The organism is Xanthomonas sp. LMC-A-07 (assembly GCF_030208825.1).
Taxonomy (GTDB): domain Bacteria; phylum Pseudomonadota; class Gammaproteobacteria; order Xanthomonadales; family Xanthomonadaceae; genus Xanthomonas; species Xanthomonas campestris.
Genome location: NZ_JARVTF010000014.1, coordinates 182,377 through 207,372 on the forward strand (window position 1 = coordinate 182,377; position 24,996 = coordinate 207,372).

Below are 24,996 nucleotides of genomic sequence, written 5' to 3' on the forward strand. Positions count from 1 at the left end.
CTTCAGCATCAATGATGGTGGTAGCCCACATCCGCAGCGATCTTGCCGCGGAACACCCGGTACGACCACGCGGTATAGCCCAGCACCAGCGGCAGCAGCACGATCAAGCCCACCATCGGGAAGATCTGCGATGACGGTGGCGCCGCCGCCTGCCAGATGGTGTAACTCGGCGGCACCAGGTACGGCCACATGCCCAGCACCAGGCCGATGAAGCCCAGCACGAAGATGGCCAGGGTCAACAGGAACGGCGAGGCATGGTTGCGCGAGGTGTTGCCGGCGCGCCACAGCAGCATCGCCACCACCGCGGTGATCACCGGGATCGGCGACAGCCACCAGAAGTTGCCGTGCTCGAACCAGCGCGCCATCACGTGCGAACTCAAGAACGGCAGCCACGCGCTGACCAGCACCATGAAGGCCACCACTACGCCCACTAGCGGGCGGGTGAGCTGGCGCGCCAGTTCGTGGGTGCGGCCATCGGTCTTGAGGATCAACCAGGTGCTGCCGAGCAACGCATAACCGAACACCAGCGCCGCCCCGGTGAGGATGGTGAACGGGCTAAACCAACCGAACACGCCGCCGACGTAGCGGCCGTTGTCCAACGCCATGCCTTCCACCAATGCGCCCAGGATGATGCCTTGCGCAAAGGCGGTGAGCATCGAGCCGCCAATGAATGACAGCGTCCACAGCCGCCGCGAGCGATGCGCCTTGAAGCGGAATTCAAACGCCACCCCACGAAACACCAGCGCCATCACCATCAACAGCACCGGTAGGTACAGCCCGGAGAGGATCACTGCATACGCGGTAGGGAACGCCGCAAACAGGCCGGCCCCGCCAAGCACCAGCCAGGTCTCGTTGCCGTCCCAGATGGGCGCGGCGGTGTTCATCATCAGGTCCACTTCCTGCTCGTCGCGGGCGAACGGTGCCAGCATGCCCAGCCCCAGCACGAAACCGTCCAGCACCACGTACATCAGCACGCCGAAGCCGATCACGCCGAACCACACCACCGGCAGCCAGTAACTCAGGTCCATGGCGCGTGCTCCTGTTCCAGGGATTCATCGGCCGCCGACAACGGCCGCGCAGGCGTGTGTTCGCCGCTGGCCACGTCCGGGCCATCGCCGCGCGGTTGCGGGCCGGTGCGGATCAGCTTGGCCAGGTACCAGATACCCCAGCCGAACACGAAGGCATAGCCGGCCACGTAGACCGCCAGCGACACCGCCACCATCGCCGTCGATTGCGGGCCCATCGCATCGGCCGTGCGTAGCAGCCCGTACACCACATACGGTTGGCGGCCGATCTCGGTGACGAACCAGCCGGCCACCAGCGCAATGAAGCCGGCCGGTAACATGAGGTTCCAGGCAATGATCAGCGGGCGCGCGTGCAGCCGTCCGCGCCACCACGCGATGGCCGAGATCCAGGCCAGCAACAGCATGGCCATGCCCAGGCCCACCATGATGCGGAATGCGAAGAACACCGGCGCAACCGGCGGGCGCTCCTCGCGCGGCACCGAAGTGAGCGGGGCGATTTCGCCATCCAGCGAATGGGTCAGGATCAGGCTGCCTAGGCGTGGAATCGCCACTTCGTAATCGTTGCGCTCGGCCTCGGCATTGGGCACGCCGAACACCACCAGCGGCACGCCATTGCCGTCGCCATCGCTGTGCCAGTGCGCTTCCATCGCCGCCACTTTCATCGGTTGGTGTTCCAGCGTGTTGAGCCCGTGCTGGTCGCCCACCAACACCTGGATCGGCAGCACGATGGCGGCAAACGCCACCGCCAGCCGCAGCATCAGCGCCGCCGCGTCCACATGCTTGCGCTTGCGCAGGTAGTACGCGCCCACACCGCCCACCACGAAGCAGGTGGTGATGAACGAGCCCAGCGCCATATGGGTGAGCCGGTACGGGAACGACGGGTTGAAGATGATCTGCAGCCAGTCCACCGGATGCACCACGCCATTGACCATGCGGAAGCCGCGCGGGGTGTGCAGCCAGCTGTTGGACGAGAGGATCCAGAAGGTGGACACCAACGTGCCCAGGGCCACCATGCAGGTGGCGAAAAAGTGCAGCCGCTCGGACACGCGCCCCCAGCCAAACAGCATCACGCCGAGGAAGCTGGCCTCCAGAAAGAACGCGGTGAGCACTTCATAGCTGAGCAGCGGGCCGATCACCCCGCCAGCGATGCGGCTCAGCTCCGGCCAGTTGGCGCCGAACTGGAACGCCATCACGATGCCGCTGACCACGCCCATGCCGAACGACACCGCGAAGATCCGCAGCCAGAAGAAATACAGGCGCTTCCACACGTCGTCGTGGCTGCGCAACCAGCGCCATTCCAGAAACCCCAACAGGCTGGCCAGCCCGATCGTGAAGGCGGGGAACAGCACATGGAACGAAATCACGAACGCAAACTGGATGCGAGAGAGCAGCAACGCGTCCACAGACATCTCCCTAGAGGGCGGGCTGGGCAGGCGCGGGCAGGCCAGCCGCACCGGCCCCGCTGCGTGCGACGCCGGCACAGGCCGCACGCCGCGAGCAGGCATGCCGGCCGAGCGCAGCGGGCACCGCAGCCGGCATCACGCCCGCCTGGCGCGCAGGTACGCCGCGCTGACGCAACACTGCGCGAACAGGGTCCGCGCCCTGGCCGGGCGCGACCGTGATCGGCTGCACAGATCGGCGTTCGCGCGCTGCCGGGCGCTGTCGCGCCGCGCGTTCAACCACGACGCAGATGGCGCAGGCAGCGCGGGGCGAGCCAGTCCGCCAGAACCGCGTTCATCGAGCCCGGCGTCAGGCACAACGCGTCGCGCACGGCGGCAATCGCCTGCTGGTCGGTCAGCTGGGGATGCGCATTCCAGGCATCGCAGACCGCGCGGATGGTTGCCTCCGGGATGCCGTCGAACGGGTAATAGCCAAGCTCGCCACGGCGGTGCTCGGCACGCCAGTGGGCCAGTTCCGCCTGCACATCTGCACGCGGATGCGCAGTGCGTGGCTGCGCCGAGAGTGCATTCATGGGACACCTCATCACCTGTGTCGCCTCAGTGTTGGCAGCTTGCGCGCAGGTGCACGTGAGCGGTTTCTACACATGGTGCTGACACGCGGTGCGTAATTTGTGGGTAAGTCAGTCGCCCGGGCGGGAGCCCATGAAGGGTTCAGTCCGATGCGTCACGATGCATTGGCTGCCGCTGACTCCGCTGGCATCCTTGCCGCTTCGTTCTGAATCAACCGAGCTGATCCATGGCTCCGTGCCACCGGCCGCAGATTCTCGCGGTCGCTCAGGCCCAACCCTTTGCAGTGCTTGGCGCGTGTGCGGGATTGGCACGCCGACCGGGCCGGACCATGACGCTTGGCACTGGTAGAACCCGCTGTGGCCGGCGAACGTCCGAAGGCGGCTTGGCGAGCTCTAGCCGCGACGGGGGCAAGCGTGGGATGGTTCCGCTGTCGGCGGGTGAAGGACCAGGGGATGACAGGCCGCGATCTTCGCGCCGTCGTCACAATTTTCAACCGAACATGTACCAGTCATTGCGGACAGAAGCGCCTATGGACCGTCTTTCCTGCGCCATCATCGACGACGACGTGGAGTTCTGCGATCAGGTGGTGGAGTTGGCCACCGATAGCGGCTTCCGCGCCAAGGGGATGCATTCGCTTGGCGAAGCCAGCCATTGGCTGGACAGCAACTTCCCCGATCTGCTGGTCGTCGACGTCGGCCTGCCGGACGGCAGCGGCTTCGACCTGATCGAGCGGCTCGACCCGGACCACACTCCGCAGATCGTGGTGGTGTCCGGCGACTACGCGCGCGAGACCCAAGGCCGTGCGCATCAGTTCGGTGTCAGCGAGTTCCTCACCAAGCCATTCGCCCCCGAGCGTCTGGAGCGGGTGCTGGGCGGGCTGCGTGAGGCGCAGCAGGGCAACCTGGGCATCGTCGGCAACAGCGACAGCATCGTGGCGTTACGCAAGGACATCGTGCGCGTGGCGCCGACCGATCTGAACGTGCTGGTGACCGGCGAAACCGGCACCGGCAAGGACCTGGTGGCGCGCGCCATCCACCGCGTGTCCGGGCGCCGCGGGCGCTTTGTGCCGGTTAACTGCGGCGCGATCCCGGAAGAACTGCTGGCCAGCCAGCTGTTCGGCCACGAGCGCGGCAGCTTCACCGGTGCCGACCGCCGCCATGCGGGCTTTTTGGAACAGGCGGCCGACGGCACGCTGTTCCTGGACGAAATCGGCGAGATGCCGATGCGCCTGCAGGTGTACCTGCTACGGGCGATCGAATCGCGCACCTTCATGCGCGTGGGCGGCAGCGAGGAGATCCCGTTGAATGCACGCGTGGTGGCCGCCACCCACCAGCGCGTGCAGCGCGACCAGGCGGTGCTGCGTGAGGACCTGTTCTATCGCCTCAACGAATACCCGATCCAGGTGCCGCCCTTGCGCGAGCGCCGTGGCGATGCGCGTCTGCTCGGCCTGCGCGTGATCGACGAGCTCAACGCCACATACGGCAAGCGCAAGTTGCCCACCAAATCGCTGTTGCGCTATTTGGCCCACCACACCTGGCCGGGCAACGTGCGCGAGCTGCGCTCGTTCATCCGTTACCTGTACCTGCGCACCGATGGTGACCTGCTCGTCGCACCCGAGGTGGAGCAGACCGTGCCGCAGGCCGACGAAGACGGGCTGCTGATTCCGGCCGGCTGGACCATGCGCCAGGCCGAAGACGCCATGATCGAAGCGGCGCTGGCACGTACCCGCTACAACAAAAAGGCGGCTGCGCGCGAACTCGGCATCAGCGTGCGCACCTTGCACAATCGCCTGAGCGACAAGGACAACGCGTGAGCGATGCGGCCCACCTGCGTCGCCGCGAGCTCATGCATCAGTTGCGTAACCGGCTCAATGTGATGGGCTTCGCGCTGTATTCGCTGCGCGCCGAAACCCCTTCCAAACCGCTGGACACCCTGCGCACCGCGCACCAGTCCGCGGTGGAGCTGCTCAACCAGCTGGGCGAAGAAGAACGCGCGCTGCAACCCGCAGAAACCGCGCCGGATACGGCCGATCAGTGATGTTCGACGGGCGCCTGCTGGCGGCTGAGTAGCGTGGTGATGGTGCGCGGGTTGTAGGGCTTCATGCAGTACGACAGATGCGCATACCGTTGCGGCAGCGTGTAGCGGTCGTAGCCGGAGCAGAACGAAAACGGCACGCCACGCGCCAGCAACGCATCGGCCACCGGGAACACCGCCTGGCCGCGCACGTTGACATCCAGCAGGGCGCCATCGATGCCGATCCCCGATGCCACCAGTGACAGTGCTTCGGGCACGTTGCCCACCGGTCCCACCACCTTGACACCGGCCTCGGCCAATAGATCGTTGAGCGATTCGGCCAGCAAATAATCGTCTTCGACCACCAGGATGCGGCGGCCGCGCAAGGGGCTGTCGTGCATGGGATGACTCCGGTAAGACGCTAAGGTGTAGAGAGTCGCGCAGCGCATGATGTACGCAACGTCGGTTAACGGTATGCGTAAGCGGGCGCGTCAGACCTGCACATGCAGCGGCCGGAAGCGGGGTGTCATGGCAGGCGATGCCGGTTTGCGCGATCATCTACGTTCTATGGCGGCCAGTTGTCGCTGGCTGATGCGACTCTCATGACCGACACCTCCCTCCGCAGCGACGTCCACAGCGACGCCGCTGTGCATTCCCCCCTTTTCATTCTGGGCGTGGGCGCCACCGGGCTGGATGCCACGCGGCTGGCCGAGCTGCTGGAGACCATCGGCAACGGGGCCAACCTGGCGGTGATGCTGCTGCTGCGCGACCGTGCGCTGCTGGATGAAGCGCGGCTGCGCGACCTGCTTGGCCCCCAATCCCAGCAGTTGGTGGCGCCGTGTGACGGCGACCGCTTGCAGCCAGGCCGCTTCTATCTGCCGCCGGCCGATACCCTGGTCACGCTGGAAGAAGGCCGCCTGCGTCTGCGGCCGCTGGATGGCGAAAGCGACCATGGCCTGATCGACAGCTTTTTCGTCTCGATGGCGCACGACCAGGATGGCAACGTCATCGGCCTGATCATGGGCCGCGTGGATGGTGACGGTACGTTGGGCACGGCGGCGATCAAGGAATGCGGTGGGCTGGCGCTGGTGGTGGGCGATGCGTCCCTGCACGGGCTGGATCTGCATAGCGCCAGCAGCCCGGCCGCGGTGTCCGACGATATCCTGCCGCTGCCGCGCGTGGCCGCACGCATCTCCGCGCACATGCAACGGCATCACGGTGTTGCGCATGCCGTGCCGGAAGGCGTGCGCAGCGGCGCGGAGAGCAATCAGCTCAGTCAGGTCGCCGGTATCCTGCGCAACACCACCGGGCACGATTTCCACGGCTACAAGCGCGCCACCTTCCTGCGCCGCGTGCAGCGACGCATGCAGGTGGTGCAGGTCGATACCCTGGACCAATACCTGGATGTACTGCGCAGCCGCCAGGACGAGCCGCTGCTGCTGTTCAACGATTTGCTGATCGGGGTGACCCAGTTCTTCCGCGACCGCCGCGAGTTCGAGTTCCTGGAGCAGCAGGTGATTCCGCGGCTATTCCAGGGCAAGCAGAATGGCGACAACCTGCGCGTTTGGGTGCTGGGGTGTTCCACCGGGGAAGAGGCGTATTCGCTGGCGATGCTGCTGCGCGAACATGCCGAGACGCTGGAGTCGGTGCCGCAGATCCAGATCTTTGCCAGCGATATCGATGGCCGCGCGCTGGCCACCGCACGCGTGGGGCGCTATTCCTCCAGCATCGTGGGCGAAGTGCCGCCGGAGCGCCTCAAGCGCTGGTTCACCAAGGAAGGCGACACCTATGCGGTGAGCAAGGAGTTGCGCGAGCTGTGCGTGTTTTCCCAGCACAGCATCGTCAAGGACCCGCCGTTCTCGCGGCTGGATCTGGTGTCGTGCCGCAACCTGCTGATCTATCTGGATGCCGAACTGCAGAACCGGGTGATCCCGCTGTTCCATTTTGCGTTGAAGCCGGGCGGCTACCTGTTCCTGGGCAATGCGGAAAACGTCTCGCGCCACGCGAAATTATTCGCACCGGTGGAGCGCAGCTTCCGCGTGTTCCAGAAGATCGACGCCGAGACGCGGCTGCATTCCACCTTTCCGTCATTGTCGCCGGCGCGCCCGGGCAAGGTGCCGGCGCCGGTGCAGCGCTTGCGTTCGTCCAGCCAGGCGCTGGTGCGTGCGGGCGAGCGCATCGCCGACCGCTACGCGCCTGCGTACGCGGTGTTGGACGAGCACTTCGATGTGATGCATTTCTCCGCGCAGGCCGGGCGCTTCGTGCGCCCCGGCAGCGGCCCGCCCAGCCTCAACCTGCTCAACCTAGTGCACCGCGATCTGCGCCTGGAACTGCGCGGTGCGCTGAGCCGTGCAGAGGCCGACAACGCGCCGGTGCAGGTCAAGGGCATTCAGATGCGTGGTGACGGGGTCACCTGGGCGGTGGACATCTTCGTGGAGCCTACCTCCGATTCGGAGGTGCCGCGTGGCTATGTGGTGTTGTTCCAGGAAGTGGAGCTGCGCGAGCTTGCGGAATCAGCGTCGCAACCACCCGCCTCCGACAACGAACATGTGCAGGTGCTGGAAAACGAGCTGCGCATTACCCGCGAACGCTTGCAGGCGATGATCGAGGAGCTGGAGAGCACCAACGAGGAGCTCAAGTCCTCCAACGAGGAGTACCAGTCGCTCAACGAAGAGCTGCAAAGCGCCAACGAAGAGCTGGAGACCTCCAAGGAAGAGCTGCAGTCGGTCAACGAGGAAGTCACCACCGTCAACGGCGAGCTGGCGCATCGCGTGCAGGAGTTGGCGCATGCCAATAGCGATCTGAAGAACCTGCTGGAAAGCACCCAGATCGCCACGGTGTTTCTGGACAACGAACTGCGCGTGACCAACTTCACCCCGGCCGTCACCGACATCGTGCCGCTGGTGGAAAGCGATATCCATCGCCCGATCAGCCACATCAAGATGCGCGTGGCCTACGAGGAATTGCAGGACGATGTGCGCCGGGTGATCCGCACGCTGGCGGTGCTCGACCGCGAGGTGGAAAACCCCACCACGCGCGCACGCTACATGGTGCGCGTGCTGCCGTACCGCACGGTGGACAACTTCATCGGCGGGGCGGTGATCACCTTCATGGATGTCACCCCGCTGACCCGTGCCGAAGATGCGCTGCGCGGTAGCGAGCAGCGCCTGCGCACCTTGATGGAGGGTATTCCGCAGCTGGTGTGGCGCTCGCTCGATGGCGGCCGCTGGACCTGGTCCAGCCCGCAATGGTCGGCCTACACCGGCCAGGCCGATCAGGAAAGCCGCGAGCTGGGTTGGCTGGAAGCGGTGCACCCGGACGATCGCGAACTCACCATGGACGCGTGGCGCGACTGCCCGGCCAGCGGCGGGCTGGACGTGGAGCACCGGCTCTACAACGCGGCCGAGCGCGGCTACCGCTGGTTCCATACCCGCAGCGCGCCGGTGCGCGACGACAACGGGCACGTGCTGGAATGGCTGGGCACCTCCACCGAGTCGGACAACCTGCGCCGCCTGCAGGAAGAGCAGCGCGTGCTGGTGACCGAGCTGCAGCACCGCACCCGTAACCTCATCACCGTGGTGCAGTCGGTGGCGACGCAGACCATGCAGAGCAGCGGCACCATGGACGAGTTCGCCGGCAAGTTCGAAGACCGGCTGGCCGCGCTCTCGCGTGTGCAGGGGCTGCTCTCGCAGGCAGAGAATGCGCCGGCCACCATCGGCGCGTTGTTGCGCATGGAGCTGGATGCGCTCGGTGCCGAGCCCGATCAGCGCCGCATCATCCTGGACGGGCCGGATGTGGCCTTGCGCAAATCCACCGTGCAGACCCTGGCATTGGCGCTGCACGAGTTGGCCACCAACGCACGTAAATACGGTGCACTGGCGGTGGACACCGGCACGCTGACCATCCGGTGGCGGGTGGAGACCAGCGAGAACGCGCCGGCACGGCTGGTGTTGTCGTGGGTGGAAGAGGGCGCCAGCCTGCAACAGCGGTCCGTGCGCGCGGACGCGGGTGGCTTCGGCAGGCGCCTGATCGAAAAGGCGTTGCCGTACAGCCACGGCGCGCAGACCCGCTACGAGCTCAGCGACACGCGATTGGAATGCGAGATCCAGCTGCCGCTGACGTCGGTAGACGACTGAGGGCAGCGCCCTACGTTGCTGGGGCGAAGGGATGCGGGTTCGGTATTCGTATCCTTGCAGGGCGGCGGCGCTGCGTGTAAGTCACATCGCGCGCAAGCGCGCTCCTACGCTGTGCGTTGCATTGGCGTGGCTGGCGGCAATGCAGCAGGCGTGGCGTCGGCACGGCGCCGCGCCTTGGTTCCGCGTTGCCGGCGCTCAAAGGGGCACGCGCAGCTGTGCTGCGCGGTCGCCAATACTGCGCCCAGACGTGCCGCCGTGCGCCGCTATCGCAGTCTTGCCCTTCAAGGGCGCCTGGCCGCCGGTGGCAGCAAGAACTAGTGCGATGACACTGGCGCGGCGCAGTGCGTGTCATTGCGCTGCGCCACGTGCCCGTTGTTTCGGCACGCATGCAGCGCGTCGGTCTACTACCCAGCGTGATTGTCGGCGTGTATGGCAACAGCCAGCGCCGGTGAATGTGCGATGCATTGCCTGAGTCTGCTCGATCGTCTTGCTGCGGACTCGTCGCAGCGGCGTGGCTGCGCTGCGCATCTTCTGCACACGGATAGATGTGTTCGCAATACAGCTTCAAACGTTGGTGCAGATGCGCTCGCTGGCTATGCCACAGGCGCTTCCATACGCCTGCGCCATGGAAATTCTTGCACGCCAATGCAGTTCTTGCGGCGTGATGTGAGAAATTTTTGAAGACCAGCGTGCAAGGGCCTTGGCATGTCTACATTGCGTAAGTACTGCATCGTTCAAGACTTGGCGCGTTTTTTGCGTGGCTTGTTTGTACAGGGCGTTACGCACAGTGGAGCAGTCATGATTACCCGCATTCTTCAGTTGTCCGCCAGGGTGGCGAGCAACGCATGGGTCGAGGTCGGCGTGGGTGCCGATGCCGACATTCTGGTCGCCGACCGCGGCGGTAAGCGCGAGGAGCGTGCCACCTTCGGCCGCCGCGCGCCGGGTCAGCAACGCTCGCTGCACATGCAGGAGCCAAGCTGGCTGGGCGGTGTGGATCTGGCCATCTGGGAAACCCAGCGCTGCGCGATTCCGTTATGCGGATTCGTGTGCACCGCCTCGGTGGATGGCAACACGGCGGCCACCTGGTTGAGCCCGGACAACCGCGCGCTGTACGCGGCCGGGCTGCGCAATGTGATGGATATCGGCGGCCGCCTGCAGATGGGGTTCTCGTTGCTGGTGGCCTCGTCGTCCAGCATGCCCACGCACCGGCCGTTGTGTATCGATGGCGATGTTGCGCAGTGGTTGCAGCTCAGCGGCCACGAGGCAATGCGTCGTCTCGGCCCTTGGCGCCTGGAGCGTTGCGCTGCAGCGGCCGGCGTGCGCCCCGAATGGGCAGCGGAAGGACGCCCGGCGCCGCTGTTGCGCGCTTGATCGCCTGCGCAACAGGCGCGTAGCAGAGCACATGAAGAAGGGGCGCGCTGCGCCCCTTGGTGTTTCAGTGAAACCGATACAACGATGCCGAGTGGGCAGCGATGTCGTCCCGACATGACCGAAGTCAGATGTCGTCGCCTTCGCTATCGCTATCGCTATCTGCGCGGGCACGTTGCTGGGCCTGCTGATGGTCCTGCTTGCCATACGTGCCGCTTTGGCCAAAGTTGGGCTGGGTCTGGCCATCGCGCTCGGCATGGCCGTCCGGCTCGCCTTCGCCGAGCCCACCGCCATGGCCGTGCCCGCGCGGGTAATAGGCTTGCGGCTGGCCATCCTGCGGCGGCGCGGCATCGGCGGTGTCAGCGGCAGAAGGATCCTGCCGGCCACGGCCGTCGACGGACGCATCGCCGCCGTCGCCTCGGTACGCCGACTGGCGTTCGTCGTGGGTCTCCAGTTTGGGCTTGTCGTTCATGGCAACTCCTGTGTCGTGCGGTGAGCAAAAAACGCCCGGGCCGCGAACGGCCCGGGCAGTCATGCGCGGTTGCGCGGTGGGATCAGCGCTGGATATCGCCGGTCGTGGAACCGGCGCCCGGGCCGGCGCCAAGGTCCGCGCCAGTGACGCGGTCCAGCTCCGGGTTGGACAGCAGGCGCAGCGACATCGCATCCAGCGCCTTGGTCTGGGTGGCATCCAGCGCCACCGTGGCCAGGCCGTCGCCGCCATCCACTGCAGCCTGCTGCTCGCGGTCGGCGATGACTTCCCACTGCTCGCCAGCATTCCACGGGCCGACCATGTCGCCTTCGCCCTGCGACATGTTGTAGTACTTGTCGGTGAAGCGCGGGTCGCCCGGCAGCTTGCCCGGCGGGAAGTTGGGTTCGATCGAATACAACGCTTTTTCGAACGACTTCTGATGCGCCACTTCGCGCGTCATCAGAAAGCGCAGTGCATCCACAATGCCCGGATCGTTGGTCACATTGATCAGACGCTCGTAGACCAGCTTGGCGCGCGCCTCGGCGGCGATGTTCGAGCGCATGTCGGCGGTGGGGCAGCCGATGGAATCCACGTACGCGGCCGTCCACGGCACGCCGGCCGAATTCACCAGCGCCGGACCGCCACCGTAGAGAATCTGCTGCGTGTGGCTGGTGCTGTTCTGGGTCATGTTGCGCATCTCCATGGCTTCTTCCATGCCTTCGGAGAGCACCGCCTTTGGGCCCTTGTTGAGCATCGCAATGATCGAGCCGATGATTTCCAGGTGGCTCAATTCTTCGGTTGCGATGTCGAACAACAGATCCTTGCGGCCCGGATCGTCTTCGCCCAGCGCCTGGGTGAAGTAGCGCATGGCCGCAGCCAGCTCGCCTTGCGGTCCGCCAAACTGCTCGAGCATCAGCGTGGCCAGATCCGGATTCGGCTCGGCAACGCGGACGGTGTACATCAGACGCTTGTTATGCATGAACATGGGTTTCGCTCCATGACTGGCGCCAGGCAATAACTGCCACTGCAAGAGCGGACAGGACGCGGGGCTGGCTTGCGGAGGGAGACCTGCTGAAGATCAGCAGGAAACGCGGGGCGGGCAGGGCCGCCTCGCCCGGAACATCAGGCCGCCTTGCTGGCCTGGGATGCTTTCTGGTTGCCGCCCTGTTCGGCGAGCAGGGTGAGCTTTTCGTCGGTGGCTTTTTCTTCTTCCAGCGTTTCCAGCAGCAGCTTCAACGCATCGGCATAGCCGAGCTGCTTGGCGAGCGCGGCAATGGTGCCGTACGAGGCAATCTCGTAATGCTCCACCTTCTGCGCGCCCCCGATCAGGGCCGCATCACGCACCGGGCCGGCTTCGATCGAGTCGATAACCTCACGGCTCTCTTCGACCAGGCCTTCCATCGCTGCACACTTGATGCGCTTGAGCTTGATGCTGAGCAGTTCAACCACCTGGTCGATACGTTCGACCTGGCCCTGGGTTTCTTCCAGATGCGTTTCGAAGGCCTGCTTGAGCTTGGGCTCGGTCGCGGCGCGGGCCAGGCGTGGCAACGCCTTGGTCAACTGCTTTTCGGCGCTGTAGATATCGGACAGTTCGTGGACAAACAATTCTTCAACGGTTTTGATCGCCATGAGTGGCTCCTTTCTGGGTGGACGAAGGGGATGGGGCGGACTAACGCTTGGCGGTGACGCCTTCCAGTTGTTCGCGTTCAAGAAACGCGACGACGATGGCTTCCTGGTGTTCGATCAACCACTCGGCCATCTCGATTTCCTGCTGCAGGATGTCTTCGCAGATCTGCGCGACCTCTTGCTCTCCCGCACTGCGCGCGGCAACCACCAGCGCGCGGTAGGACGCAATTTCCAGATGCTCGAAGGCGTAGCTGATGCCTACGCCATTGGTGACCTCATCGGTCATCATCGAGTTACCCGCTGCGTGCATGCTGGCGAGCACGCTGCTCAACATTCCCTTGGCGGTTGGGATGCTGCCGTCGAGCAATTCCAGGCAACGCTGCACGCCTGCGCTCTGTTGCTGGGTTTCCTGTACATGCTGCTCGATGCGATGCTTGAGCTCCGGGTAGTGCTCGATGCGCGCGGCCATCGCGGTCATCATGGTTTCTGCTTCCTTCTCCATGGCGTAGGCGTCCTGCAGCCACTTCACCAAACGCTCCCTGGATTGCATCGTCGTCATCGTTGGATCTCTGCGGTCATGTCGTTGTGTGCTGCCTACGCTAATCAGCCGAGTGTTAGGGCGATTGGTGGATGCGGTGAACCCGGTGCGATGGCGGCCTGTTCAGTCCGCGCAACGCGATGGAGCGCATCGATGCATCACGCCGGTTCGATCGACGCAGAGCGCGCCAACGCCGCGTGGAAACCGTCTTGCAGAATCGTGCGCGCGCAGGTTTCGCGCACGTCGGTTTCGGCGGTAGCGCAATCGCGCGGCACGCTCACAGCGAACCCATGCGCAGCGGCGTCGATGGCCGTCGCCAGCACGCAGACATCCAGCGCCACGCCGGTGATGACCAGGTGCTCCACCTGCAGATCCTTCAGCAGCGGCGCCAGCGGCGTGTTCAAGAACGCCGAGTGCTTGGGCTTGAGCAACTGGTAATCTTGCGGATGCGGCGTCAGCAGGCGCGCGATCTCGCAGCCACGCGCATCCGCCTGCGAGGCCAGTGCGATCAACGCGGGAAGGTCCGCATGCCAGTCGGAGAAATTGTCATTGGCGTAGAGCACCGGCCGTTGTGCCTGCCGATAACGCTGTGCCAGTGCATCGATGCTGCGCGCGGCGCCTTGCGCGCGATGGGCGAGTTGCTCGCCCCCATCGAAATCGAAGCGGTTGAACATGTCCACGATCAACAGGGCAGAGCGCTGCGTGCTCATGGCCGTGCTCCGACGGCAAGGGCCACCATGCCCGGCCGACGTACGCGCCTGTTGCAGGGGGGCGCAGGTCGCAGGGCGAGGGATGACCATGGGTCACGGCGACCGCGGGTCAGTGCGCTGGCAGAGAAGAATGTCGGCATGCAAGCCTCCTCGTCAGTGGTCACGCACGAGGCTAAGCACGCTGCGTACAGCGGCAATGAACGCGGCGTCGACGCGGCGTCTGCACTGGCCTGCTCGCCGGTGCGTTACAACAGGGCTTCCTGCACAACGGACCACCGCAATGACGCCACTGGATAAACCTCTGCGCCGTGAATTGCGCATCGGCGAGCAGTCCTACACGCTGACCATCGACCCGGACACGCTCAAGCTGGTGGAGAAGGGCAAGCGCAAGGGCGTGGTGCTGCGCTGGGAAGACCTGGTCAGCGGCGATGCCGCCTTGGCCAGTGCCCTGCAGGCGTCGCTGCAGGGCTAAGAGCAGTATCAAAACGACTGCGCAGCCGCCAAGCGGGCGCGGCCGCTGCGCGGAATCGGCATGTACCCCGTACACTCCAGTTACTCCACGCTGTCCGCACCCACCTGACGACTGCTCGCCACGTGTTGTTAGCAGCTCTTAGGCAAACAGACGCGCTAGTTCGCGTACCGCCGCTTCCGATGCAGCGCGGTCCGGCGCGCCATCGGCGTTGTTGTAGTCGTTGGGACCTTGCGACTGCACCAGGATGCCATCGCGACGCGGCACCACGTTGAGATTGTGGCCGCGCCACACCAGCCCATAGGTGACCTCCGGCTGCGGGATCAGCCGCGCGGTCTGCCCACGAATCGGAATGACGCTTTCATCGCCCAGCAAGGCACGCGCGCCGTAGCCGGTGGCATTGATCACGCACTTCTCGCGCAGGTCGGCGAACTGGCGCGGGCTGTCGAAGCTGCGCGTGTGCAGCTCGCCGCCGGCAAGCATAAAATCGTCCATCAATAGCCGTGCGTAGGTGCTCAGGTTGAAAGTGAGCTGGCTGTAACGGCGCACGAACGGTACCGGGAACGGATGCGCGCCGGCGGCCACCGGCTTGGAGTGCGGCCCCAGGTTGCCAAGCAGGTCGCGTTCCAACGGTGGATAGTCCGGCTCGTGTGCTTCGGGCGAGGCGATGCGTTGGTCGAACGGCACGTCCGACAAGGCATAACCATCGCGCCATTCGATCGGCTCGCCCGGCAAGCCGAGCAGGGTCTGGTAGCGGCGAAACGAGATGCGCGCCATCTCCTCCCAGCGGGTCCTGAAATCCGCGTTGGCGTGTTCGCTGGTGCACACGCGCGAGTCGGGCGACCACACGCCGGTGGCATAGAACGAGCGCACATCCGGCAGCTGCTCGCGTGCGTAGATGCGCACGCGCAGGCCGGCGCGTTGCGCCACCAGCGCGGTGATCAGGCCGATCGCACCGCAGCCGATCACTGCCAGTTCGCGCACATCGGCATCGGCGCTGCGCACCAACCGCAAGGCGTGCTCGGCCGCACCCCACGACAACGACCAGCCGCTGCCACCATGGCCGTAGTTGTGCACGACGGTCTTGCGGCCGATGCGCTCGGCCTCGATCCGCGGCCCCTGCGCGCGGAACGGGCGGGTGCAGCCATTCACCGCAATGATGCGATCGACCGATGCGCGGATCGGCGCCAGCGGCGGCGTGGCAGCGAACCCGACCGGCTGCGCGGCAGGCGCTGGCGCCACGCCAGGGGCCGATGGCATTACCAAGGCGTTGCGGCTGGTACGCGTTGCCGCCCAGCCGCCGCTGGATGCGAGCGCGAGCACGGCGGCGCTGCCTTGCAGGAAATGACGACGATGCATGTGGCTCCCGGTGCAGTGGACGGCAGGCGGCGAGCATACCGCGCAGGCTGCCGCTGTCCGCGCGCGGCGCCTGCGGGTTTGCTCCGCCGAACCGGCAATTGAGGGCGCGTTTGCGCCCATTCGTCGCCTGGGCCGTTGCGCGCGCCGCGTGCCGGCTATGCTCGCCGCGTCCACCCACCGAGCCATCTGCCGTGTCCGCCAGCGTGTTCCTGATTGTCCGCATCGTGTTTGCCTGGGCCGCCGCGCTGATCGTGGCCGGCATCATGTGGGCGCAGCTGTTCGGCTCGGCAGGCTCGTTCTTCGGGTTGATCAGCATCGTGCTGATGGTGATGGCCTTGATGAGTTCGATCACGCATGTGCGGCGGGTGCGCTTGATTGCCGGGCGCCTGGACCACGATGCCTTGTCGAGCCGGCAACGCCGCCAGATCGAGATTCCGCTGGATGCGCAGGCCGCCTTTGCGGTGGTCGAAGATGCGGTGCGCGCCCTGCCGCGCGTGGAGGAGGTGGAGCCTGCACCGGGTAGCTTGCTGATCCGCGCAAAGGTGCGCCGCATCGACCCGTACGAAGGGCGCCAGCCCTCGCGCTGGAATCTGTTTGCGCGCTTTGCGATCAAGCGCAACCAGGTACTGGTGACGGTGACCCCAGGGCAGGGCACCAGCAGCGTCACGCTGTTGTGCGAGCCCGATGCCGGCGCCTGGGTGGACCTGTTCGCGGTGGATGAGGGCAGCAACTATGAAAACGCCGAGGCGATCAACCGCGCGGTGGTGCGCCGGGTCGGCGAGCAGCGCCGCGACGAGCAGGCCGCGGCCGAACAATCGGTGATCGAAAAGGAGCTGGCGGTGGCGCGCTTGAACCTGCTGCATGCGCAGGTCGAGCCGCATTTTCTCTACAACACGCTGGCCAGCGCGCAGGTGCTGGCGCGCACCGATCCGCCGCGCGCCGACATCATGATCGGCCATCTGATCCAGTACCTGCGCAGCTCGCTGCCCAGCGCCGACGGTGCCATCGCCACCCTGGGCGAAGAACTCGAACGCACCCAGGCGTACCTGGAGATCCTGCGCATCCGCATGGGCACGCGGCTGGCGCTGCAGGTGGAAGTGCCCTACGAACTGCGCACGTTGCAGCTGCCGTCGATGATGCTGCAGACCCTGGTAGAAAACGCGATCAAGCACGGGCTGGAAGCCAAGCCCGGCGGTGGCACGGTGTGGATCCTGGCGCGCCGCCAGGACGACCAGGTCACCCTCACGGTGGCAGACGACGGCCAGGGCTTCAACAACCACAGCCACGGCACCGGCATCGGCCTGAAGAACCTGCGCGAGCGGCTGCAGCTGATCTACGGCGGCAAGGCGAGCTTTGCGATCGTGTCCAACTTCCCCAGTGGCGTGGCCGCCACCATCAGCTTGCCGCTGCCGGCAGTGTCATCGCCCGCATCCGCATCTACCGCCGCGGCGCCACCGCCGCTGCCCAGCACTGCCCCCACGCAGACGCAGGTGCAGGCATGAGCGCGCTGCGTGCGGTGATCGCCGAAGACGAAGCGCTGCTGCGGCAATCCCTGCTCGCGCTGCTGGCCGAGGTCTGCCCGCAGCTGCAGGTGGTGGGCGAATGCGAAGACGGCGCCAGTGCGCTGGACACCATCGCCACCCAGCAACCGGATGTGGTGTTCCTAGATATCCGCATGCCCGGTCTGACTGGCATCGAGGTGGCACGCGCGATGCGCGAGGTCAGCCCGCGCACCCAGGTGGTGTTCGTCACCGCTTACGATCAATACGCCATCGATGCGTTCGAGCAGGGCGCGGTGGACTACCTGCTCAAACCGATCAACCGCGAGCGGCTGCAGGCCACCTGGCAGCGCGTGCAACAACGCGCCGCCGCCGGCCAGCCCGATGGCGCCATGCTGGAATCGCTGCTGCAGCGCCTGGCCGCACGCCCGGGCGCAGCCAGCGCCGCGCCGCCACTGGCCTGGCTCACCGCCAGCAGCGGCCGCGAAACGCGGCTGATCGCCCTGGATGAGGTGGCCTATTTCCAGGCCGACCAGAAATACACCACGGTGATGACCGCCGCCGGCGAGGCGATCTTGCGCACGCCGTTGCGCGAGTTGCTCGACGTGCTGGACCCGCACGTGTTCAAGCAGATCCACCGCTCCACCATCGTCAACATGAAAGCCGTGGCCTCGGTGGTGCGCGACGACAGCGGCAAGGGCCGCCTGGCGCTCCGCGGCCGCAGCGAAACGCTCACCGTGAGCCAGCCCTTCATGAGCCTGTTTCGCGGCATGTGAGCTCCGCACCCCGTCTTCCCCCGTACCGCATCGACTGAAAGGATTGCCGCCATGCGCTTGCTCGCTTCCCTGGTGTATTGCCTGCTGGCCCTGGCCGGCTGCCACGAACGTAACGGCACCACGTCCATTACCCGCGCCACCAGCGAGGGCCGCGATGTGCTCTTCAGCAAGACCCTGGCCACCGCCAGCGAATTGAGCATGCATTGCCTGGCCAGCAGCAGCGGGCAGTGCCATTACCTGGTGTACGTGGAGCAGTGCGCCGGCCCAGCTGCGGGCGCCGGCAAGGCTGCGGCCTGCGCCAGACAGACGCTGGACCGCTTCACCCTGGCACCGGGCCAGGAGCGCGCCGTACGCGGCGTGAGCAGGCAGGCACATACCTGCGTGGACATCAGCGCTCCCGGAGCGGATTGCCACGGTTGATGGTGCTGTCGATGTGCCACGCACGCGCTGCAGCGATTGCCCTGAGCAGCCCTGCCACTGCGAAACCAGCGGCAGCAATGCAGCAGCGCATCACGCACGCCTGCTGAATACGCACTGACGGCAAGCGGCCGCATCTGCGAGAATTGCCGGCTTGTTGCCGTTGCACGGCGTCTTACTGCCAGGCCTGTCATGTCCGAACACTCGTTGCGCCGCGATGTCGGCCCCTTCGCCCTCATGCTCACCGGGCTCGGCTCGATCATCGGCTCCGGCTGGTTGTTCGGCGCCTGGCGCGCTGCCGGCCTGGCCGGCCCCGGCGCGATTTGGGCCTGGATTCTGGGCGCGGCCATTATCACCACCATCGCGCTGTCGTATGCCGAACTCGGCGCCATGTTCCCCGAGTCCGGCGGCATGGTGCGCTACAGCCACTACTCGCACGGCTCGCTGGTGGGCTTCATCGCCGGCTGGGCGAACTGGATCGCCATCGTGTCGGTGATCCCGGTCGAGGCCGAGGCATCCGTGCAATACATGGCCTCCTGGCCGTGGCCTTGGGCGCAAAGCTTGTATGTGCAGGCGCCGGGTGGGGCGGGCGAGTTGTCGGTGCCGGGGTTGCTGATTTCGGCGGTGCTGGTGCTGGTGTATTTCCTGCTCAATTTCTGGAGCGTGAAGCTGTTCGCGCGCTCCAACACCTTGATCACCGTGTTCAAGCTGGTGGTGCCGGCAGCGACCGGCGTGGCGCTGATCGCCAGCGGGTTTCATAGCGAAAACTTCAGCGTGGGCATCCACGGCGATGCGCATGTAATCGACCTGGCCGCCGTGCTCACCGCCGTGGCCACCGCCGGCATCGTGTTCAGCTTCAACGGCTTCCAGAGCCCGGTGAATCTGGCCGGCGAAGCGCGCAACCCGGGGCGCAGCATTCCGTTCGCGGTGCTGGGCTCGATCGCGCTGGCCACGGTGGTGTACCTGATCCTGCAGGTGGCCTACATCGGCGCGGTGCCGCCGGAGTTGCTGGCCAAGGCCGGCTGGCACGGCATCGATTTCCGTTCGCCGTTCGCCGAGTTGGCCATCATCGTCAACCTGCACTGGCTGGCCATGCTGCTGTACATCGATGCGTTCGTGAGCCCCAGCGGCACCGGCATCACCTACACCGCCACCACCGCGCGCATGGTCTACGGCATGGAAAAGAACGGCACCTTGCCGGCCGCGCTGGGCAAGCTGCACCCGGTGTGGGGCGTGCCGCGCATGGCGATGTTCTTCAACCTGGCGGTGTCCTACCTGTTCCTGTTCTTCTTCCGCGGCTGGGGCACGCTGGCGGCGGTGATTTCGGTGGCGACGATCATTTCCTACCTCACTGGGCCGATCAGCGCGATGGCGCTGCGCCGCCACGCACCGGACATGCACCGCCCGCTGCGCATCGCCTTCCTGCCGATCCTGGCTGGCGTGGCGTTCGTGATGGCCACCGAGCTGCTGTACTGGGCGCGCTGGCCGCTGACCGGCGAGATCATCCTGCTGATGGTGGTGGCGCTGCCGGTGTACTGCTACTACCAGGCCAAGCAGGGCTGGCCGGACCTGCGCCGCAACCTCAAGGGCGCGGCGTGGATGGTGTGCTATCTGCCGATCGTGGCGCTGCTGTCCTGGGCCGGCAGCACCGATTTCGGCGGCCATGGCTACCTGAGCTACGGCACCGACCTGGCGGTGGTCGCTGCGGTCGGGCTGGTGTTCTACATCTGGGGCGTGCGCAGCGGTTGGCGCACCCCGTCAGTGGAGCAGGCGGTAGCGCGCGCCTGAGGGTCAGTGCCGCGGTGCACCCGTGCGGTGACGCGCATGCAGTTGCACGCTGAGTGATGAAACGCAAAAGGCCAGTGCACGTGCACTGGCCTTTTGTTTTGAAGCGGGTGTTGCGTGAGCGTGTGGCGCGGTGCCTTTCGTGCAACGCAGGTGGGCGGTGCACTTGCGCGGCGCGCGTCAGGCGTTGACCACCAGCCGCGGCGCGCCATCGAACCGGTCCAGGTCGCGTAATAGTTCGGTATAGCGGCGCAGGCGGCCCATTTCGCGCATGTTGACGATGTCCTCGTGGCGCAGCTCGCGCTTGGAGGTCACTTCCTGCTTGTAGCGCAGCACTTCCGGGTAGCGGCGGGCCATGTCCAGCGCATCGGCCACGCATTCCACCGTGTCGGCATCGGGGGTGACCCGCGCGCGGGAGTTGAAGGCGCGCAGCCAGCGCTCGAAACCGGCGCTGTGGTCGAACAGGTCGGCGATGTACCACATCACGAACAGGATCGACGCCCACGAGGTGAAGATGATGACGATGCGGCTGAAGGTGAGGTGGTAGTCGTTCTGCCAGAGCTGGTGGGTGATCACGCCCAGCAGGATCAGCGAGACCGTCTGCCAGCCGATGATCGAGGCGATCACCCATTGTTTCTTTGCCACGCTGAGCAGGTCGACCTCTTCGTCGAGCTGCGCGTCGGTCTTGTCACGCCAGTGCGCAACCTGCTCGTTGAACGGGAGTCGGTGGAGTGCGTTGTCCTGCAGCAGCAGGCCCAAACCTTTGAACAATGCGATCATGACGAGCTCCTGACGGATGGCTGGTACGAGCGACTTGCGACTGGCAGGTGCCAGATGCCCTAGTTCTAGCACTTTCACGCGGCTTGGCAATGGCTGAGCCCTGCACCGGCCGGGCCTTCCTGTGTCATCGCGCACAAAACGCCTGATTTACGGTGGTTTAGTGCGGCGCAGCACCGGTGGCGCCTGCAGTCGTGCTGCACTGCACACTGCGCAGGAGTGCCTGGCCGATTCCGACTCTGCCGCGCCAGAAGTACAGGATGCGTGAGCGGCAGCCATCGCGACACGGTCTTGCAGGGAGCCCGCGTATCATTGCCCGCATGTCTGCCGTCCTGCGTACGCTCACCGCCCCCGCCGCTGCACAGATCCGTCGCTGGGTGTTGGATGCCTTCCCGCGTGGCCAGAGCAGCATCGAATACGATCAGCCCCTGGGCGACGCCGGGCTGTTCGGCCCCGACAGCGTCACCTGGCGTATCCATGCGGAATTCCCCGGCATGCTCGCCGGGGGGCTATGCGCGCTGATGTTGCAACTGCTGCACCCGCGCGCGCTGGCCGGGGTCTACGACCATTCCAACTTCCGTGCGGATCTGGTCGGCCGGCTGCGCCGCACCACCAACTTCGTTTCCGGCACCACCTACGCCCCGCAGGCCGAGGCCGAGCGGTTGATCGCGCGCGTCCGCGCCATCCACAGCCACATCGTTGGCCACACCGCCGACGGTGTGGCGTACCGCGCCGACGATCCGGCGCTGCTGACCTGGGTGCACGTGACCGAGGCCTACGGGTTCCTGCAGGGCTACCGCCGCTATTGCCGCGACGTGCCGGTGGACATCGCCGACCGTTACTACGACGAAGCGCGCCGTGTGGCCGAAGGCCTGGGCGCCACCGATGTGCCCGCCAGCGAAGCGCAGGTGGCGGCGTACTTTGCCCAGGTGCGCGGCGAGCTGCGCATGGATGCTCGCTCGCGCGAGGTGCTGGAGGTGCTGACCAGCATCCAGCTGCCGGTGCCGGCCGCGCGCTTGTCACGCGGGGTCTTCCTGGGCGCCGGCAACGCCCTGCTACCGGACTGGGCCAGCGACATGCTGCAGCTGAGCAGCACACAGCGCCGCCAGGCCGGCGCCTCGGCGCGGCTATTGCGCCGGCTGTCGCCGCTGTTCCGGACCGCGCTGCGCGACGGCCTGTCTGCACGCGCCTGCCGCCGCATGCAGCTGCCGCCTGCGGTGTTGTTGCAGTGGCCTGATGACGCTGTGGCGACTGCGTAAATGTAGGCGCGGCGTGTCACGTTCGCATTGCCACGGACCTTAGCCTCCGCGCGCATCCCTACAAACGCGCATCACCCGTAGGAGCGCGCTCGCGCGCGATGGACCTTACCGATCACGCGCCGGCCCTTCACTCTTGTGCAGGCACCGGGCAAGCACTGAGCAGGCCTGCAAGGCTGTTTGTGGCGATGGCGTAAGGGCGCCTTGCTCCGTCAGCTTCCAAGCCCTGGACTTCGCCGTACGTCGCAATCGCAGCGGCATTGCTAACAACCTGCTATTGCACGGCATCACGTTACGCAGCTTTCGCAGTTGCAGCGGAGTGGCTACGCGGCTGTTCTCAACGGTTTAGGCGTCCTCGATAACGCCCAATCGCGCGCAAGCGCGCTCCTACGGGTGATGCGCGCTGGCGAAGTCTGGCGGTGAGAGCCTGCGATGGGTTGGCGCGCATGGCATCACGGTAAGCATGCCGCGCAGACGCTGTGCGGTGTTTGCGCTTGTGTCTAACGGCCCACGCGTTTTGATGCGTTCTCGCTAACGCCCCATCGCGCGCGAGCGCGCTCCTACGGTGGTGTCGGTTGGCGCTGCGTGCGTGGTTATGCGCTTACCAGATTTTGACGCGCTGTTCCGGTGCCAGATACAGCTGTTGGCCCTGGGTCACTTCGAAGGCCGGGTACCAGGCGTCGAGGTTGCGCACGGTCTGCGTGCGGAAGCGTCCGGGGGCGTGCACATCGGTGAGGACTGCGTTGCGCAACGCCTCGTCGCGGTACTTGCCGCGCCAAGCCTGTGCAAAGCCCAGGAAGAAGCGCTGGTCTGGCGTGAACCCGTCCAGAGTCTGCGGCTGCTTGCCCTGCAACGACAACTGATACGCGTCGTAGGCGGTGGCCAGGCCGGCCACGTCGGCGATGTTCTCGCCCAGGGTGAGCTTGCCGTTGACCGACAGATCCTCGAACGGTTTGTAGCTGCCGAACTGTGCGGCCAGCGCGTCGCTGGCGGTCTCGAACTTCTTCAGGTCCTGCGGCGTCCACCAGTTGTGCAGCTCGCCATGTTCGTCGAACAGCGCGCCCATGTTGTCGAAGCTGTGGCTGATTTCATGGCCGATCACCGCGCCGATCGCACCGTAATTCACCGCATCGTCGGCGGCCGGGTCGAAAAATGGCGGCTGCAGGATCGCGGCCGGAAAGATCAGGCGGTTTTCCAGCGGCACATTCAGCGCGTTGACCTCCTGCGGCAGCATGTACCACTCGCCGTGATCCACCGGCTTGCCCAGCTTGGCCAGGTTGCGGCGGTACTCGAACAGCTCGGCACGTTCGACATTGCCCACCGCATCATCACGCCGTACCTCGAGCGCGCTGTAGTCGCGCCAGTTGTCCGGGTAGCCCACGGCCACGGTGAGCCCGGCGATCTTGGCCTTGGCGTGCTGCTTGGTCTGCGGGCTCATCCACGCCAGCGCGTCGATGCGCTTGCCGAAGGCGGCGATGATGTTCTTGGCCATCGCTTCGGCGCGCGTCTTGGTCTGCGCACTGACGTATTTCTGCACGTAACGCTTGCCCACCGCTTCACCCAACGCGGCGTTGGTGGCGTCGATGCCACGCTTCCAGCGCTGGCGCTGCTGTGGGGTGCCTTCCAGGGTGGTGCCATAGAAGCCGAAGCGCGCGTCGGCAAACGGCTTGGACAGGTACGGCGCGGCGCGGTCGAGCGCGCGGAAGCTCAGGTAGTCCTTCCATGTCTGCAGCGGCTGCGATTGCACCAGCGCCGACAGTCCGGTCACCGCCTGCGGCTGCCAGACGATGAAGTCGCGCTGCGCCTTCAACCCGGCGGCTTCAAAAAATGCGCTCCAGTCCAGGCCGGGTGCCTTGCGCGCGAAGTCGGCCTGGGCCCAGGCATTGGCGCCGTCCTGCACGTTGTTGGTTTGCTCGGCACTGGCATGCACGCGTGCAATGGCGGTTTCCAGCGCCAGGATGCGCTCGGCCTTGGGCGCGGCATCGGCAATGCCGGCAAGTTCGAGCACGTTGACGATGTAGGCGCGATACGCCTCGCGCATCTGCGCCATGCGGCCGCCATCCAGATAGAAGCTGCGCTCGGGCATGCCCAGGCCGCCTTGCACCAGGTACGGCACATACCGCTGCGGATGATGCAGGTCTTGCGACACCCACAAGCCGAACAGGCGATCGGTGTAGAAATCGGTGGAATTGAGCAGGTCCACATCGGCGCGCAATTGCCCGCCGAGAGTGCGCGCCAAGGCTTGCTTGTCCTCGAGCTGCGCGATGGCATCCAAGGCCGGTTGCACCGGGCTCACGCCCTTGGCCTCGATGCCGGCCTCGTCCATGTAGGCGGCGTAGTAGTCGCCAATCTGCTTGTCTTCGCCGGTGACACGGTCGTTGGCGGCGTCGCCTTCGATGATGTCGCGGCTGTGCTGCTCGGTCTTCACGGTGATGCTGGTGAAGCTGTTGAAGCTGGAGCGGTCGTCCGGAATCTGCGTGGTCTTGACCCAGGTGCCGTTGGCGTAGCCGAAGAAGTCATCGCCCGGCGCCACGCTGCGGTCCATGCCGGCCACATCGAAACCGAAGTCGCCCAGTTGCGGAGTGCTGGGCGCCGCCTTGCTGGCATTGTTCGCCGCCGAGGTGCCGCCATCGTGGTGGCAGGCGGTAGTGACCAGCAGCGTGGCCACGGTGGCGGCGATCAGGACAGGGCGGTGCAAAGAGACCATGCGGTGCAACTCGAAACCGGAACAGACTTCGCAGTGTAGGTCTCTGGCGCAGTCGCGTCCTGGCTCTGACGGGTGGTTCGCGTGAGGACGGGTCTT

The 24,996-nt window shown here is 65.8% G+C and carries 22 protein-coding genes and 1 other RNA gene; 11 read left to right on the top strand and 12 right to left on the bottom strand.

The features are described 5' to 3' along the window. Positions 1-8 precede the first annotated feature (8 nt). The 3 genes from cydB to QRM89_RS15975 form a co-directional block, all read right to left on the bottom strand. Positions 9-1,028: a cytochrome d ubiquinol oxidase subunit II gene (cydB, locus tag QRM89_RS15965; RefSeq protein ID WP_012439370.1), complete on the bottom strand. Its 1,020-nt coding sequence runs from the start codon at positions 1,026-1,028 to the stop codon at positions 9-11. Beyond that, positions 1,019-2,428: a cytochrome ubiquinol oxidase subunit I gene (locus tag QRM89_RS15970; RefSeq protein WP_285448466.1), complete on the bottom strand. Its 1,410-nt coding sequence runs from the start codon at positions 2,426-2,428 to the stop codon at positions 1,019-1,021. Before QRM89_RS15970 ends, cydB begins: the two co-directional genes overlap by 10 nt. Positions 2,429-2,700: 272 nt before the next feature. After that, positions 2,701-2,997, bottom strand: a complete 297-nt coding sequence (locus tag QRM89_RS15975) for a hypothetical protein (RefSeq protein ID WP_016945154.1) — start codon at positions 2,995-2,997, stop codon at positions 2,701-2,703. 527 nt (positions 2,998-3,524) lie between these two features. On the opposite strand from QRM89_RS15975, the gene QRM89_RS15980 reads away from it, so the two are divergent. Continuing rightward, complete coding sequence (locus tag QRM89_RS15980; protein ID WP_014506450.1) at positions 3,525-4,808, top strand: sigma-54 dependent transcriptional regulator; 1,284 nt, start codon at positions 3,525-3,527, stop codon at positions 4,806-4,808. After that, complete coding sequence (locus QRM89_RS15985) at positions 4,805-5,032, top strand: hypothetical protein (protein ID WP_285448467.1); 228 nt, start codon at positions 4,805-4,807, stop codon at positions 5,030-5,032. Before QRM89_RS15980 ends, QRM89_RS15985 begins: the two co-directional genes overlap by 4 nt. Here QRM89_RS15985 and QRM89_RS15990 read toward each other — a convergent pair. Then, positions 5,026-5,409 (bottom strand): response regulator, encoded by a 384-nt coding sequence (locus tag QRM89_RS15990; protein WP_042595731.1) that lies wholly within the window; start codon positions 5,407-5,409, stop codon positions 5,026-5,028. The genes QRM89_RS15985 and QRM89_RS15990 overlap by 7 nt on opposite strands. Before the next feature lie 201 nt (positions 5,410-5,610). On the opposite strand from QRM89_RS15990, the gene QRM89_RS15995 reads away from it, so the two are divergent. Together QRM89_RS15995 and QRM89_RS16000 are read left to right on the top strand one after the other, a co-directional pair. Beyond that, on the top strand, positions 5,611-9,144 hold the full coding sequence (locus tag QRM89_RS15995; RefSeq protein WP_285448468.1) for a CheR family methyltransferase: 3,534 nt from the start codon (positions 5,611-5,613) through the stop codon (positions 9,142-9,144). A 798-nt stretch (positions 9,145-9,942) separates the two neighbouring features. Next, positions 9,943-10,515, top strand: a complete 573-nt coding sequence (locus QRM89_RS16000; protein ID WP_285448469.1) for a hypothetical protein — start codon at positions 9,943-9,945, stop codon at positions 10,513-10,515. Between the two features lie 124 nt (positions 10,516-10,639). Here the strand turns inward: QRM89_RS16000 and QRM89_RS16005 are convergent, their stop codons facing one another. The 5 genes from QRM89_RS16005 to QRM89_RS16025 form a co-directional block, all read right to left on the bottom strand. Continuing rightward, entirely contained in the window at positions 10,640-10,984 is a 345-nt protein-coding gene (locus QRM89_RS16005; protein ID WP_114999926.1) for a hypothetical protein, read from the bottom strand. A gap of 82 nt (positions 10,985-11,066) precedes the next feature. Next, entirely contained in the window at positions 11,067-11,966 is a 900-nt protein-coding gene (locus QRM89_RS16010) for a manganese catalase family protein (protein ID WP_012439362.1), read from the bottom strand. A gap of 137 nt (positions 11,967-12,103) precedes the next feature. Beyond that, a complete protein-coding gene (locus QRM89_RS16015) occupies positions 12,104-12,610 on the bottom strand; it encodes a ferritin-like domain-containing protein (RefSeq protein ID WP_011038765.1) in 507 nt (168 codons plus the stop codon). Between the two features lie 40 nt (positions 12,611-12,650). Then, positions 12,651-13,166 carry a ferritin-like domain-containing protein gene (locus tag QRM89_RS16020; RefSeq protein ID WP_285448470.1) on the bottom strand — a complete coding sequence of 172 codons (516 nt, stop codon included), beginning with the start codon at positions 13,164-13,166 and terminating at the stop codon, positions 12,651-12,653. 137 nt (positions 13,167-13,303) lie between these two features. After that, on the bottom strand, positions 13,304-13,855 hold the full coding sequence (locus QRM89_RS16025; RefSeq protein ID WP_274348212.1) for an isochorismatase family cysteine hydrolase: 552 nt from the start codon (positions 13,853-13,855) through the stop codon (positions 13,304-13,306). Positions 13,856-14,135: 280 nt separating this feature from the next. Between QRM89_RS16025 and QRM89_RS16030 the strand changes: the two genes are divergently transcribed. Together QRM89_RS16030 and QRM89_RS16035 are read left to right on the top strand one after the other, a co-directional pair. Further along, positions 14,136-14,327, top strand: coding sequence for a hypothetical protein (locus tag QRM89_RS16030; protein WP_016945150.1), 192 nt, complete (start codon positions 14,136-14,138; stop codon positions 14,325-14,327). A gap of 60 nt (positions 14,328-14,387) precedes the next feature. Beyond that, a non-coding RNA gene (locus QRM89_RS16035) (sX9 sRNA) lies at positions 14,388-14,461 on the top strand. A 4-nt stretch (positions 14,462-14,465) separates the two neighbouring features. Here the strand turns inward: QRM89_RS16035 and QRM89_RS16040 are convergent. After that, positions 14,466-15,683: an FAD-dependent oxidoreductase gene (locus QRM89_RS16040; RefSeq protein WP_285448471.1), complete on the bottom strand. Its 1,218-nt coding sequence runs from the start codon at positions 15,681-15,683 to the stop codon at positions 14,466-14,468. 191 nt (positions 15,684-15,874) lie between these two features. Here QRM89_RS16040 and QRM89_RS16045 point away from each other — a divergent pair, with 191 nt between their 5' ends. The 4 genes from QRM89_RS16045 (at position 15,875) to QRM89_RS16060 (ending at position 20,163) form a co-directional block, all read left to right on the top strand. Further along, the gene (locus QRM89_RS16045) at positions 15,875-17,185 is read left to right on the top strand and encodes a histidine kinase (RefSeq protein WP_115572392.1); all 1,311 of its coding nucleotides are present in this window, start codon (positions 15,875-15,877) and stop codon (positions 17,183-17,185) included. Beyond that, a complete protein-coding gene (locus QRM89_RS16050) occupies positions 17,182-17,958 on the top strand; it encodes a LytTR family DNA-binding domain-containing protein (RefSeq protein ID WP_103701925.1) in 777 nt (258 codons plus the stop codon). Before QRM89_RS16045 ends, QRM89_RS16050 begins: the two co-directional genes overlap by 4 nt. 51 nt (positions 17,959-18,009) lie before the next feature. After that, positions 18,010-18,378, top strand: coding sequence for a hypothetical protein (locus QRM89_RS16055; RefSeq protein WP_161960944.1), 369 nt, complete (start codon positions 18,010-18,012; stop codon positions 18,376-18,378). A 189-nt stretch (positions 18,379-18,567) separates the two neighbouring features. Next, positions 18,568-20,163 carry an APC family permease gene (locus QRM89_RS16060; RefSeq protein WP_011038757.1) on the top strand — a complete coding sequence of 532 codons (1,596 nt, stop codon included), beginning with the start codon at positions 18,568-18,570 and terminating at the stop codon, positions 20,161-20,163. Positions 20,164-20,340: 177 nt separating this feature from the next. Here the strand turns inward: QRM89_RS16060 and QRM89_RS16065 are convergent, their stop codons facing one another. Continuing rightward, the gene (locus QRM89_RS16065; RefSeq protein ID WP_285448472.1) at positions 20,341-20,940 is read right to left on the bottom strand and encodes a hypothetical protein; all 600 of its coding nucleotides are present in this window, start codon (positions 20,938-20,940) and stop codon (positions 20,341-20,343) included. 317 nt (positions 20,941-21,257) lie between these two features. Here QRM89_RS16065 and QRM89_RS16070 point away from each other — a divergent pair, with 317 nt between their 5' ends. Further along, positions 21,258-22,196, top strand: coding sequence for an oxygenase MpaB family protein (locus QRM89_RS16070; protein WP_285448473.1), 939 nt, complete (start codon positions 21,258-21,260; stop codon positions 22,194-22,196). Positions 22,197-22,794: 598 nt separating this feature from the next. On the opposite strand, the gene QRM89_RS16075 is transcribed toward QRM89_RS16070, so the two are convergent. Then, complete coding sequence (locus QRM89_RS16075) at positions 22,795-24,900, bottom strand: M13 family metallopeptidase (RefSeq protein WP_285448474.1); 2,106 nt, start codon at positions 24,898-24,900, stop codon at positions 22,795-22,797. Between the last annotated feature and the right edge of the window lie 96 nt (positions 24,901-24,996).

Excerpts from the sequence above, each read along its gene's own strand:
- QRM89_RS16070 (WP_285448473.1), top strand. The coding sequence starts at position 21,258 with ATGTCTGCCGTCCTGCGTACGCTCACCGCCCCCGCCGCTGCACAGATC.
- QRM89_RS16050 (WP_103701925.1), top strand. The coding sequence starts at position 17,182 with ATGAGCGCGCTGCGTGCGGTGATCGCCGAAGACGAAGCGCTGCTGCGG.
- QRM89_RS15990 (WP_042595731.1), bottom strand. The coding sequence starts at position 5,409 with ATGCACGACAGCCCCTTGCGCGGCCGCCGCATCCTGGTGGTCGAAGAC.
- QRM89_RS16055 (WP_161960944.1), top strand. The coding sequence starts at position 18,010 with ATGCGCTTGCTCGCTTCCCTGGTGTATTGCCTGCTGGCCCTGGCCGGC.
- QRM89_RS15980 (WP_014506450.1), top strand. The coding sequence starts at position 3,525 with ATGGACCGTCTTTCCTGCGCCATCATCGACGACGACGTGGAGTTCTGC.
- QRM89_RS16025 (WP_274348212.1), bottom strand. The coding sequence starts at position 13,855 with ATGAGCACGCAGCGCTCTGCCCTGTTGATCGTGGACATGTTCAACCGC.
- QRM89_RS16020 (WP_285448470.1), bottom strand. The coding sequence starts at position 13,166 with ATGACGACGATGCAATCCAGGGAGCGTTTGGTGAAGTGGCTGCAGGAC.
- QRM89_RS16060 (WP_011038757.1), top strand. The coding sequence starts at position 18,568 with ATGTCCGAACACTCGTTGCGCCGCGATGTCGGCCCCTTCGCCCTCATG.
- QRM89_RS16065 (WP_285448472.1), bottom strand. The coding sequence starts at position 20,940 with ATGATCGCATTGTTCAAAGGTTTGGGCCTGCTGCTGCAGGACAACGCA.
- QRM89_RS16000 (WP_285448469.1), top strand. The coding sequence starts at position 9,943 with ATGATTACCCGCATTCTTCAGTTGTCCGCCAGGGTGGCGAGCAACGCA.
- QRM89_RS16075 (WP_285448474.1), bottom strand. The coding sequence starts at position 24,900 with ATGGTCTCTTTGCACCGCCCTGTCCTGATCGCCGCCACCGTGGCCACG.
- QRM89_RS16010 (WP_012439362.1), bottom strand. The coding sequence starts at position 11,966 with ATGTTCATGCATAACAAGCGTCTGATGTACACCGTCCGCGTTGCCGAG.
- QRM89_RS15975 (WP_016945154.1), bottom strand. The coding sequence starts at position 2,997 with ATGAATGCACTCTCGGCGCAGCCACGCACTGCGCATCCGCGTGCAGAT.
- QRM89_RS16040 (WP_285448471.1), bottom strand. The coding sequence starts at position 15,683 with ATGCATCGTCGTCATTTCCTGCAAGGCAGCGCCGCCGTGCTCGCGCTC.
- QRM89_RS15995 (WP_285448468.1), top strand. The coding sequence starts at position 5,611 with ATGACCGACACCTCCCTCCGCAGCGACGTCCACAGCGACGCCGCTGTG.
- QRM89_RS16030 (WP_016945150.1), top strand. The coding sequence starts at position 14,136 with ATGACGCCACTGGATAAACCTCTGCGCCGTGAATTGCGCATCGGCGAG.
- QRM89_RS16005 (WP_114999926.1), bottom strand. The coding sequence starts at position 10,984 with ATGAACGACAAGCCCAAACTGGAGACCCACGACGAACGCCAGTCGGCG.
- cydB (WP_012439370.1), bottom strand. The coding sequence starts at position 1,028 with ATGGACCTGAGTTACTGGCTGCCGGTGGTGTGGTTCGGCGTGATCGGC.
- QRM89_RS16015 (WP_011038765.1), bottom strand. The coding sequence starts at position 12,610 with ATGGCGATCAAAACCGTTGAAGAATTGTTTGTCCACGAACTGTCCGAT.